The sequence below is a fragment of the Mucilaginibacter paludis DSM 18603 genome (assembly GCF_000166195.2).
Taxonomy (GTDB): Bacteria; Bacteroidota; Bacteroidia; order Sphingobacteriales; family Sphingobacteriaceae; genus Mucilaginibacter; species Mucilaginibacter paludis.
Map to the genome: position 1 here is coordinate 4,089,243 of NZ_CM001403.1, position 12,560 is coordinate 4,101,802.

Below are 12,560 nucleotides of genomic sequence, written 5' to 3' on the forward strand. Positions count from 1 at the left end.
TGTCCTTGTGGACTTATTTGACAACCGAAGTTACGTAAGGTTTTTGATTCTTCATAACGAACCGTATCCGGTTGAGCATTTTTTTAGCTATCCTGATGATGGCCTTATTCTTTTTCATTTTTTTGCAAAGGTTATTGAAAGCCAGCGTCATGGCCGGGTCGAGCCTGACAGCTATCCAAGAGGCCTCGATAAGCTTCTCCCGTAATTGATGATGAGCTCTTTTAGTGAGCCCCAATATGATTTTTTGATCGCCGGAACTATGCATATCCGGTACCAAGCCTATATATCCACACAAGGCATCCAGGGAATCAAAGCGTTCAATGTCGCCGATCTCTGTGACAAATAATAAGGCGGTAATCTCGCCTATACCGGGGATGGTCCGGATCAGTTTTATAATTTGTTGATAACGTGGCTGCCTGGATAGGGCTCTGACTTCCCTGGTGGCTGTGAGTACCATGATACGGGTCTGCTGGTATCCCTGTAGCAGAATATCCAGGTTGATCCGTGCTGATGAAGGCAAGCAAAGGGCCTTGAGCAGGCAGATATAATGATTCGACCAGTATTTATCGGTGTCTACCGTCACCGACTGGTCCTGGAAGTTAAGCCATCCTTTTATTCGGTTCTTATAGCGTGTCTGATCTTTGATCATTTGCTGGTAAACACGGATAATACCGCGGTCATCCTGTTGCTCGATGCCAGGCACGAAGATACCTTTCAGGGCTCCTTCACTTAATGTTTTACTGAGTTTCCGGCAATCGACCGTATCTGATTTGCGCTGCTTTTCCTTGTCTGTCAGCGGGACATCGGCAGGATTTACGACGATGCAGGACATCCCCAGCTCACTAAACTGTCGCTGATAGCCAAAGCCGCAAAAACCGGCTTCGTAAACGAGCCTGTAATCGGCCGAAGGATAGTTCTGTTGTAGATGCCCGCTTAAGGCCTTAGGTGAAGGTTCCTGGGAAAACGTCTTTAGCTCCATATGGGTGCTGCGAAGGCTGACCTTCCAGGACTTCTTGTGTACATCTATGCCAACAAAAATAGTTTGTCCGCTAAAATCTAATTGTGTACCTTGTTTCATGAGTTCTTGGTTTAAAGTGTTTGTTAATGGTTCACTATTAAGCTACAACCTTTTTTTCAAGAACTCTTTTACATCATCTATCGAACCATTTCATACATACGACCTTTTAAAAGCGTTAAGTATGCATCATATTAGCTGCACTTATTATCAGTGCTTATTATTGCTCCTATAATCAGTATTCTTAATTTACGACATCGGCACGCTCAATCGCCGCGTGAAGGGCTGTTACTTTTGTCTTGACACAAAAGTAACCAAACCCGACCGTAGGGAGCTCATGAACACCTTAAAAAAACAAACAACAGGTGAATAACGTCAAGACTGCCCGATCCTTCCCCCCACAAGGCCAAACCCGGCCCGGCGTGCAGTCAGGCCTTTGCGCACTTTCTTTCTGCACATAGCAGTCTGCGAGGTGCAAACGTCATCCCTATTTTTTTACGGCTGGCCGGGTCCATTACTTATAATGACGTGGTGCTAAGTTGTTGATTATTAAGATACTTTTTGGAGTGTCCAACCTAATTTAGCTGCATCTTTTTGCAGTCGCGCGATCTTCCTGGCCAATTGTTTCTCTGGATCCTGTGCTATTTTCTTCGGATCATAAGGCTGTTGTTTAAGTACCATATGGTAAAAGATGACGGCTAGCTTTCTGGCTATGGCCTTGATGGCTTTTTTCTTTCCCCGCGTTCCTGCCAGCTTTCTGTATTGTTGGCCTAAAGGGCCTTTGTTTTGCCATAAACTGAATGCCGCTAGCCGGAATGCCTGCGAAGCAGGATTATGGGTTACCCGCTTTTCATGACCTACAACCCGCCCGCCGGTTATCCTTTGACGTGGAGAGAGGTTCAGCCAACTGGCGAATTGATTGGCTGTAGGCCATTTACTCATATCGGTTCCTGTGACCGAGAGTATCGTGAGCAGTCCGATCTCATCCAGCCCATCTACCTCCGTCAGGTCAACCCCCAGGATAGCCAGCAGATAATCCTTCAGATTGAAATGATATTGGTTCTTCCTCACCAAGCCCTTTTTTTTTTCGATGGGTTTGGTCAAAGCATCATCCTTTTGATGCACCAGCCTTTGAAGAGTTCCTTCAATATAGGTTTCGTAAGCCAGCATCTGTTTTTTTTGAAAGTCGAAGGCCTCCAGGTTCAATCGGAGCATCGTGACCAAATGAGGTCGGTAATCTCCTTTGAGTGAACTAAGCAGATCCTCAGGGCTGGCTTTCAATAGCGCATGATTGACCTGGGCCAATAACGTATCAGGATCGGTTGCCCCGGCGGCTATCAGGCGCAACAATTTCATACCAGCCACCCCTTCTATATCACTGATCAGGTGCTGGAATTTCACATTCATTTGGGTGAGGTTTTTTTGTATCCGGTTCAGTGTATCGCTTTTCTGATCCTTACAGGTGTCCCTTCCATGAATATATTGCCGCAGTTCACGGTAAGGCTCATCGGCGATATGGGAATGGCGCAGCATCCCGTAAGAGAGGAGTTGATGCAGCCACTGAGCATCATTTACATCTGTTTTTTGAGCTACGTTACGATAATGGCTAGGGTTAATCAGGGTGACACGCATGCCGAAATCCTCCAGGATAGTGAACAGTGTCATCCAGTAACTGCCTGTGGCCTCCATCCCCACTTCCTGTACGCCTGCTGTTTTTAACAGGGCAGCGAGTTCATGAAGGCTATCGGTAAAGCTGTCAAATGGCCTCACATGCGACAATCCTTCTCTATCCGTATAAGAGACTACCATCAGCATGCTGCCTACATCGACCCCTGCCGAACGCGGATATATCAGCTCGAAACGTTTCATCTTGATCCCGGCACCGCCTTGCGGTAGGGTTTTCTTCTTGTTTTTCTTAGCTTTGCTCATTGTTTTTTTTAAGAAACAGGGCAAGCTCTGCCACTCTAAAGGTGTTTAAGCTTATAAGCGCGGTGAGCCTTCTCCGAAAAGAGGGTTCCCATAAATATTTTTTGCAAAGAGTGACAGTCCCAAACTTATAAACGGGCTCTGGTCGGCCCCAAAGTATCATGCGGGGTGTGTAGCTTGCCTTGTTCTTTTTTCAAGTTTAGCCTTTTTTTACGATAAACGTCATCCCTATTTTTTCCCGGTTGGCAGGGTCCGTTACTTATAATGACGTCTATTTAAGTAATTGATTATCAATGCGATTTTTTTTGTGCGTTAATAACCAGTATTCTTAACTGACGGCATCGCCCCGCTTAATCGCGGCGGGAAGGGGCTTGTCACGTTATTCACTATTGCTTGTTTTTGGTGTGAATGATTGCTAACGCAGTTTTGTCTTGATACAAAAAGTAACCAAAACTAAGCGGCAGCGACCTCATGAATACCTTGAAAAACAAACAATAATGAATAAACCGACCGTAGGGAGCTCATGAACACCTTAAAAAACAAACAAAAGGTGAATAACGTCAAGACTGCCAGATCCTTCCGCCCACAGGCCAGCTCCCGGCCCGGCGTGCAGTCAGGCTTTTGCGCACTTTTCCTATCTGCGCAAAATAGCCTACGGGTTTCAAACGTCATCTCGCCAGGTAGGACACTTATAACACCTTAAAAAACAAATAAGAGGTGAATAACGTCAAGACTGCCCGATCCTTCCACCAACAGGCCAAACCGGCAGGCGTAGTCGGGGCCTTTGCGCACTTTCTTTCTGCACCTAATAGTCTACGAGATTCAAACGTCATCCCTGTTTTTTTTCCGGCTGGCCGGGTCTTTTAGTTAAAGATAAATCTGATAAAATTTTTGTTGCCTGTTGCAATCGAAGAGCGGTTTTCTTAATAAAATAGTGTTTTGATAAAAAAGGAGCCTCAATTTTATATTTCTGGCAATGTTTTGAAAGATATCATAAAATATTTTTCAAAAAAAATACGTTTTCGTCAGCGCGGTCTTTAAATGTGATGCTTAAATTAGTAAAACGCAGATATTTAGGTATTTACTTAAAACTTACGACAATGATAAAGGTCAACATTGCTACAACAAAAGGTTTCAGTACCGAGGAGTTGAAAAAAGTGCATACTGCACAAAATGCTTTGAATAAGATTTTAAATAACGAGAATTTTAAGGATCAGGTTTTGTATTTCACAACCGATGGGCTCTTTAGGTTCCATTACCGGCGTACATTTTTAGGTAAGTGGATAGATAGGCCTCACTCCAACCGGGAGGTCTACGAAATTTTAACCCAAGGTTCGGCCAGTACCGGCGCGGATGTTAAGCAGGTTGACCTTCATCTTGAAATGTTGCCCGGCGGGGATGTTGAGCAACTGGGCTATACCAACCCGGATACGCAACGTATTTATACCTATCGTAATTGGTTTAATAACTTGTCGTTAGCAGGTTACACCAGCCATTTGGCGCACGAGTGGTGCCACCAGTTGGGCTTTAGCCATGCCAGTAAGCCTACCGAAAAAACCAATCATTCGGTACCTTTCGGCATAGGCAATATTACCGAAAAAATAGCCTTGTATCATTAAGCCGTGGCGCGTTGCATCCATGCTATTACGGCCTTAATTTCGGTATAGGTAAAGTCGTCCCCCAAAATTTCCTTCAGCGGGGCCAGCCTGTCGTGTCCGTAACTTTCAACCGCATCCTTAATTGTTGATATTTTGTTCTCGCTTACCAACTCGGACACGTCCAGCTCGCCGGTTTGAATAAACCGGGCCAGATGCGATTCCACCGTGAGGGGCGACAATTTTCTTTCTTCGGCTATTTGTTTCACATCTAAGCCGGCCCTAAATAAATTGAAAGTTTCAACCTGCGTATTATTTGCACCAGGGGCTTTGGGTTTTCTTTCCCGCTTAGGTGATTTTTTGCTCATGCGGGATGAAAGCTGATGTTGCTGGCAGTACGTTGCTACAATATCCATAAACTCTTGCCCGTAACGCTGAAGCTTAACATCGCCAAAGCCCGATACCTGCCTTAACTCAAGCAAGCTGGCGGGTAGATAAGTAGCTATCTCCAATAAAGTGGCATCAGATAAAATAACATAGGCCGGCACATTTTCGCGGATGGCTATACCTAAACGGGTTTCTTTAAGGCTCATTAACAAACCGGCTTCATAAGGTACAACTTCGGCCACTTGCTCCTCATGCACGGTTTGCGATTTAATAAGCTGAACCTTTTTCTGGCCCTTCAATACCTCTGCACTTTGTGGTGTTAATTTGAGAACAGGGTAGGGGTCGCCCTCGGTGCGGATAAAACCCTGCGCTATCAACTCGCGGATATATTGCTGCCACTCGGCTTTGCTGAGGTCGGCACCAATACCATAAGTTTTAAGCTGTTTATGCGCTTCGCGGATCTTTTCGTTTTTTGACCCGCGTAAAAAGTCAACCAGGTAGGTAATGCCAAAGCTTTCGTTCAGCCGGGTGATTGCCGAAAATAGCTTTTGTGCAATGATGGTGCCATCAATTCTTTCGTAATCGCTCAGGCATACATCGCATGATCCGCAATTAGCTGGGGCATCCTCATCAAAATACTTCAATAAATACTGGCGGCGGCAGGTTTGCAATTGACAAAAGCGTACCATGTCGTCCAGTTTTTTCAGCATAATCTTGCTTTGCGCCTCGTTGCCTTCCACCCTGGCGAAGCTTTGCAATTTTTGCACATCGGCGTACGAGTAAAACAATAACGCTTTGCTGGGTAAACCATCCCTGCCCGCGCGACCGGTTTCCTGGTAATAACCTTCAATGTTTTTAGGCAGATCCATGTGAACCACAAACCGCACGTTTGATTTATTGATGCCCATGCCAAAAGCTATGGTGGCTACAATGATCTTAATTTCATCACGCAGAAAACGTTCCTGGTTCTGATCCTTAATTTTTTTTTCGAGCCCGGCATGGTAGGCCTGAGCCGAGTAACCCTGAGCTTGTAAAGCCGTGGCCAGATCTTCGGTTGACTGGCGCGAGAGGCAATAAATAATGCCCGAATCGTCCTGATGTTCCTTTAAAAAAGCAATGAGCTGGGTAAAACTATTTTTTTTGGGCGCTATGCGATAGTTGATATTTTTCCGGTCAAACGATGAAACAAACTCCCGGGGTTGATTTAGGTTTAATTTATCCAGGATATCCTTGCGCGTTATTTTATCGGCGGTAGCGGTTAACGCAATCACCGGGATATTCGGAAAGGCTATCTTTAAACCGGCCAGCATCAGATATTCGGGCCTGAAATCGTGCCCCCAATGCGAAATACAATGAGCTTCATCAATGGCGATGAGGGATACCTTTAAGGTTTTTAAAAAATCAATCAGGCGGCTCTCCGAACTAAACAAACGCTCCGGCGCCAGGTAAAGTAGTTTGATCTGGTTGGCCTTGAGTTGTTTGATAATTTCGCGCTGCTCATTATCCGATTGCGACGAATTTAAAAAAGCAGCATTAATACCGTTGATGTTTAAAGCATCTACCTGGTCTTTCATTAGCGCGATAAGCGGCGATATCACCACCGTGAGGCCATCAAAAATAACAGCAGGTAACTGGTAACAAATTGATTTACCGCCCCCGGTAGGCATCAGCACCATCGCATCTTTTTGATTTAAAACGTGATCGACAATGGCTTCCTGCTCGTGCCTGAATTCGCGGTAGCCAAAGTATTTATGCAGTGCTTCGTGGGTAGTCATGGAGTGCTTTTGCTAAAAAAGTAAAGTTACTAATGCAAATCAAGAGATAAGAATCGGCAGGGAAGAAAATTTTGCCGCAGCAAAATGTGCCTTGTTGAGGGTTTTCTATTTGCGCGCAAATAATTTCATTGGAGATGATGATTTTTTGCTATTGATAACCAATTAGTTACAGGGTTGTCAATGGCAGCCTGTCGAAGCACCGGGCGAGGGCCATACACGGTATGTCTTTATGAGTTACTTTGCAGGAGTTGAGAGCATGATGCAGATGCCCACCGCACGTGCTTCGAGGGGCCTCAGCATGACATCCCCTTTCTTTTGATTTGATTTACCACCCTGATGTTGTGCGCAAAGGCCTGCCATGCTGAGTAACCCACCGGGCCTCACCCGAAAAAACAGGGATGACGTTTGAACCCTGTAGGCTATTTTGCGCAGATAGGAAAAGTGCGCAAAAGCCCGACTGCACGCCGGGCCGGGAGCTGGCCTGTGGGCGGAAGGATCGGGCAGTCTTGACTTTTTTGGTTCTTTTTGTGTCAAGACAAAAAGAACAAAGCCCTTCGCGCGGCGATTGAGCGCGCCGATGCTCAAAATTAAGAATACTGATTATCAGAGCAAAAACAGACGCTCTGATAATCAACAACTTAACAATTCGTCATTATAAGCATGTCGAAGCACCGAGCGAAGGGCCATACGGTATGCCCTTCTGCGTTACTTTGCACGGGTTGAGAGCATGATGCAGATGCCCACCGCACGTGCTTCGAGGGGCCTCAGCATGACATCCCCTTTCTTTTTGATTTCTCCCTTAACTCCACCTCTGTGCGCAAAGGCCTGTCAGGCTAAGGGCTTTCTATTTGCGCGCAAATAATTTCATTGGAGATGATAATTTTTTTGCTATTGATAACCAATTAGTTACAGAGTTGTCAGTGGCAGCCTGTAGTCAAACGATGTTTTGACTGATCATCAATAAATAGGCCTCCGCGCTAACTGCATCTTATCGTTTACCCAACACCATAATCAATCAACTATTAACCGTGAACCATCAACCATGAACTATAATAGCAGTTTTTCATAATTCTTTTTTAGCTTAGCCTATCATAATAACATCCATGAAAAAATTCTTTGTTTCGGTTATCCTTGCCTGCTTTTTTTTTAACGCCGTTGCACAAAAGCTCCAATCGCCATCGGAGTTTTTAGGCTATAAGTTGGGCGATCAGTTCACCTACCATTACCGTATTGTTGATTACTTTAGATATATAGCACAAAACTCAAAAAATGTAAAGCTTCAGCAATATGGAACCACTAACGAAGGACGGCCGCTATTGGCAGCCTTTGTCGCTTCGGACGAGAATGTTAACCGCCTGGAAGATATCCGGCATAACAACCTGCGTTTAACCGGTATTGAAGGCGGAAATGCTGATGCCAATAACCCGGTAATTGTATGGTTGAGTTATAATGTACATGGCAATGAACCGAGTTCGAGCGAGGCAGCTATGTTAACGCTATACGAACTGGTTAATCCGGATAACGCACAGACTCAAAAATGGCTTGCAAACACGCTTGTAGTGATTGATCCCTGCCTGAACCCCGACGGGCGCGATAGGTACGTTAATTTTTATAACCCGGTACGCAGCCTGGCTCCGGATGTTAACCCCTCATCGCGGGAGCATATGGAACCATGGCCGGGCGGAAGAGTGAATCATTATTATTTTGACCTGAACCGCGACTGGGCCTGGCAAACGCAAATGGAATCAAAAGCCAGGCTTGGCTTGTATAACCAATGGCTGCCGCAAATCCATGTGGATTATCACGAACAGGGGTATAACTCACCTTATTATTTTGCCCCCGCTGCCGAACCCTTTCACCGCGATATAACGTTGTGGCAAAAAGAATTTCAAACACTGATTGGCCGGAATAACGCCAAATATTTTGACCGCAACGGATGGCTGTATTTTACCAAACAAGAGTTTGATTTGCTTTACCCATCATACGGAGATACCTATCCTTTATACAATGGCTCTATCGGGATGACCTACGAGCAAGGGGGGATAAGGGGAGGCCTGGCTGTGTTGACCGTTGACGGCGATACCTTAACCCTTGACGACAGGATTGCCCACCATTATACTACTGGTTTAAGTACCATTGAAATGGCGTCAGGCAATGCGCCCAAATTATTAAGTGAGTTTAAAAAGTTTTACGATAGCAGCCGGAGCAACCCGCCCGGAGAATTTAAGGGGTATGTGGTAAAAAACGATAATATGGATAAAGTAGCCTTACTGGCTAAGCTGCTCGATAAAAATGGCATTCAATATGGCTATGGGAGTGCAGCAACAAATGTGAAGGGCTATGATTATTTTTCGGGTATAAACGAGGGTGTCAAAATTGGGCCAACTGATATGGTAATTGATGCCCATCAGCCTAAAGCGGTTTTATTAAATGTATTGTTTGAGCCCAAAACATTTATTGCCGACTCTAATACCTATGATATTACGGCCTGGGCGCTGCCTTATGCTTATGGCCTAAAAACCTACGGACTGAAGCAAAGCATCAAACCCACCGATAAACAGATGCCTTTACATGCCGTAAATACCGAGGTTAACACCGATGCTTATGCTTACGTGTGCGCATGGAAATCAATGGCGGATGTTCAGTTCCTGGCTGCCTTGCTGAAGCAGGACGTCAAGGTTAGGTACTCTGAAACCGCGTTTGAATCGGGTGGCAAAAAGTTTGATGCCGGGTCGCTGATCATCGCGAGGAATGGAAACCGGCGGTCGGACTTTGACCGTATCATATGGCAAACCGCTCGGAAGTTTGGCCGCGAACTGGCTGCGCTGTCTTCCGGCTTTGTGGACAAAGGAGCAGATCTCGGATCGTCCTTAATCAGGTATATCAGCAAACCATCTATTATGCTGGTGGCTGGCGATGGCGTATCTTCGGGCAGCATGGGCGAAGTATGGCAGTTATTTGAACAGCAAATAGGTTACCCGGTAACCATAGTACGCTCGCAGGACCTTGGCCGCATTAAATGGAGCGACTTTGATGTGGCAATTTTTCCGGATGGAAGCTATGACCAGGTTCCGGTTGATAAATTACAGGGCTGGGTGCGCGATGGCGGCAAACTGATAGCTATGGAGAGCGCTATTAATGATTTGGTTGATAAAAAGGGATTTTCGATCAAGCAAAAGGAGACAAAAAAAGACGATAAGGCGGATAAAAAAAGCGCCAGCATCAAAATTTATGAAGCGCGCGACCGCGATGCCTTAAAAAGCAGCATACCCGGTGCTATATATAAGGTAACTATAGATAATACCCATCCTTTGGGTTTTGGGTTAACCAAAACTTATTATACCCTGAAACTGAGCGACCAGGTTTATGATTACCTGGGGGATGACGGCTGGAATGTGGGCACCATTAAAAAGGACGCCTACGTTTCGGGTTTTGTGGGGCAGAAAACCAGGGAAAAATTAAACGAAGGCCTGTTGTTTGGTGCGCAATCATCAGGCCGGGGTACCATAATTTACCTGGCGGACGACCCTTTGTTCAGGAGTTTCTGGGAAAACGGGAAGCTTTTATTTAGCAACGCCGTATTTATGGCAGGGCAGTAAGTGCTTTAAAACAGGAATGATTTACCGGTAAATCCACGCGAAATAAAATACATAGAATCCTCTATCGCCTTACAAATGGGGTTAATAGGGCGGCTATCTCTCAGCAGTTCTTTCCGGCTCCGTTTTAACCAGTAGCTTGAAAAGCCCGGGCTTGTTTCAACCCTGGTATTGCCGGTGTTGTTAATATATCGTTTGCCCTGGTATGGCTTAAACCCAAGCCCACCCAATAGGAGTAGGCTTGAGTAAATCATCAACTTGGTTTTCATTATTCGGCCAGGCTGGTTTGTAGGGTGTCAACTTTGCATTGAATGCCATTATCCGTCATGATGAAGGTGGCCGAAGGGGCATCTTCCTTTTTATTCTTTTCGTTACAATCATAGAGGGATACATTGTCAACATATCTTTCCATCTTTTTATCAATAACGATAAAACTATTTAAAGGCACTTTTAGGGTTATTTTAATTTCCTGGTTACGCCATAAGCTGTTAAAAGGAGTTCTTAATAGCCTGTCGAAGGTTAACACAGAGTCCTGCTGATTAAAATAATAAGTGGTGTTTCTTGAATTAAGCAAAGCATCCTGGTAGCTATTGCCCCTGGCGCTGAACGATTCCACCAATACAGGATGAGATACGTCGCCTTTTTCGATCGAGATATTCACATTTTGCGGGCGTTCATAATGATGGTTGTCATCTTCATCGTTTAAAATAATGGCTCCCTTAAACCGGTCGTTGATGTTGAGCCTTACGCTATCTTCTTTACTCAGGTACTTGATGTCGTTCAGTTTTAAATAATAGGTATGGTTTAAAGTGGGTTTAAGATCGATGGTTTGGCTAAATGAAGCTTCCTCTTTAAATTGTGAAGCAACTTTTGACGAGTAAAAACCAAAAAGACTAAAAGCCACAATCCATATGATCAGCATGGTATAACTGGTAGAACGGCCCATCACGGCGCTGTTAAATATTACCCTTAATGTGAGCAGAATAATAGCCAGTAGGGGGATAACCACAACCGCAAAAGCGCTCACATAGATAATGTCGCTATACGCGTAATTAATAATACTGAACGGGAACAAGTGGAAAACATCGTGCCCCTGCGCCGCAATAAAAGCCAAAGCTACCACCGCCGAAACTAAAAACCCAAAGCAGGAGAGCATAATGAGTATACCGACCAATTTTAAAAACACCTTTCCGGCGCCGCCTATAAAATGGCCCAGGTGATCAAAAAAATCGCCCACAAAATCCCGAGCCTTATAAACAAAGGGCCGGGCGTTGTTGCTGGCATTGCTCAGGGATTGGTGAACGTTTTTAACTTCCTCTTCAAAATTTTTAACAAAGCCCTTTAAATCCAGCCGCTCGCCCTTCATGGCCATCCTGTCGGCCCGGGTGGCAGCTTTGGGTACAATGATCCATAGAATGATGTAGGCCATAAAGCCTGTGCCGCCGAAAGCGGTAGCTATCGCGAATGCTAAACGGATCCATACCGTTTCCACATCAAAGTAATTGGCAATACCGGCACAAACACCGCCCAATAGATGATCGTCCGGATCGCGGAAGAGCTTACGGTTATCGGTAAACGTTTGATAGGCGTTATAATCGCTTTTTTGTTCGGCGTTGGTGCTTTCAAAGTCTTCAATGGTACCCATCTGGCTGATCACCATATTGACGTCCGGAGTAACAATAACCTGCCTGGCCTCACGATTCAGTATCTCGGTAAACATTTCTGCAATACGGTTTTCAATATCGGTGGTTATTTCTATGCTGTCTTCTTCGTTGGCAAAGTGGCGCTTAACACCGGTCATATAATTTCTTAACACTTCGTAAGCGTCTTCCTCGATATGGAAAACAATTCCGTTGATGTTGATGATGATCGTTTTATTCATGATATGTTGATGATAGTGGTTGAGTTTTTATTTTCTGTTTTCAAGTGCTGTTTGCACCGCTAATGATAATTCTTCCCAGGTTTTATCCAATTGGCTCAGCACCGAGCGGCCTTCGGGCGAGAGTACGTAATATTTGCGTGGGGGGCCCGATGTTGATTCCACCCAGTTATAAGTTAAAAGGCCATTGTTTTTTAGCCGGGTAAGCAAGGGATATAAAGTGCCCTCAACCACCAGCATTTGCGATTTTTTAAGATCAGCGATGATATCTGACGCATAGGTTTCGCCTTTTGATATGATGGAAAGGATGCAGTATTCCAGTATCCCCTTCCGCATTTGGGTTTGTGTGTTTTCTACAATCATAATGCAAAGATATATGTTTTAGAT

The 12,560-nt window shown here is 45.0% G+C and carries 8 protein-coding genes; 2 read left to right on the forward strand and 6 right to left on the reverse strand.

The window, feature by feature from the left end:
- Window positions 1–13: 13 nt before the first annotated feature.
- The gene (locus MUCPA_RS17365) at window positions 14–1,078 is read right to left on the reverse strand and encodes an IS110 family RNA-guided transposase (protein WP_008503956.1); all 1,065 of its coding nucleotides are present in this window, start codon (window positions 1,076–1,078) and stop codon (window positions 14–16) included.
- 486 nt (window positions 1,079–1,564) lie between these two features.
- Window positions 1,565–2,944: an IS110 family RNA-guided transposase gene (locus MUCPA_RS17370; protein WP_008508154.1), complete on the reverse strand. Its 1,380-nt coding sequence runs from the start codon at window positions 2,942–2,944 to the stop codon at window positions 1,565–1,567.
- Window positions 2,945–4,041: 1,097 nt separating this feature from the next.
- Here MUCPA_RS17370 and MUCPA_RS17375 point away from each other — a divergent pair.
- Entirely contained in the window at window positions 4,042–4,560 is a 519-nt protein-coding gene (locus tag MUCPA_RS17375) for a hypothetical protein (protein ID WP_008508155.1), read from the forward strand.
- Here MUCPA_RS17375 and recQ read toward each other — a convergent pair.
- Window positions 4,557–6,698 carry a DNA helicase RecQ gene (gene recQ, locus MUCPA_RS17380; protein ID WP_008508157.1) on the reverse strand — a complete coding sequence of 714 codons (2,142 nt, stop codon included), beginning with the start codon at window positions 6,696–6,698 and terminating at the stop codon, window positions 4,557–4,559. The genes MUCPA_RS17375 and recQ overlap by 4 nt on opposite strands.
- Window positions 6,699–7,801: 1,103 nt before the next feature.
- Between recQ and MUCPA_RS17390 the strand changes: the two genes are divergently transcribed.
- Window positions 7,802–10,297 carry a M14 metallopeptidase family protein gene (locus MUCPA_RS17390; RefSeq protein ID WP_008508159.1) on the forward strand — a complete coding sequence of 832 codons (2,496 nt, stop codon included), beginning with the start codon at window positions 7,802–7,804 and terminating at the stop codon, window positions 10,295–10,297.
- A gap of 5 nt (window positions 10,298–10,302) precedes the next feature.
- On the opposite strand, the gene MUCPA_RS17395 is transcribed toward MUCPA_RS17390, so the two are convergent.
- From MUCPA_RS17395 to MUCPA_RS17405, 3 genes are read right to left on the reverse strand one after another with little or no spacing between them, the layout of a single operon-like run.
- Window positions 10,303–10,563 carry a hypothetical protein gene (locus tag MUCPA_RS17395; RefSeq protein WP_040626109.1) on the reverse strand — a complete coding sequence of 87 codons (261 nt, stop codon included), beginning with the start codon at window positions 10,561–10,563 and terminating at the stop codon, window positions 10,303–10,305.
- Window positions 10,563–12,176, reverse strand: a complete 1,614-nt coding sequence (locus MUCPA_RS17400) for a PspC domain-containing protein (RefSeq protein WP_008508162.1) — start codon at window positions 12,174–12,176, stop codon at window positions 10,563–10,565. The genes MUCPA_RS17395 and MUCPA_RS17400 overlap by 1 nt, the downstream gene beginning before the upstream one ends.
- 27 nt (window positions 12,177–12,203) lie before the next feature.
- On the reverse strand, window positions 12,204–12,536 hold the full coding sequence (locus MUCPA_RS17405; protein WP_008508164.1) for a PadR family transcriptional regulator: 333 nt from the start codon (window positions 12,534–12,536) through the stop codon (window positions 12,204–12,206).
- Window positions 12,537–12,560: the final 24 nt, after the last annotated feature.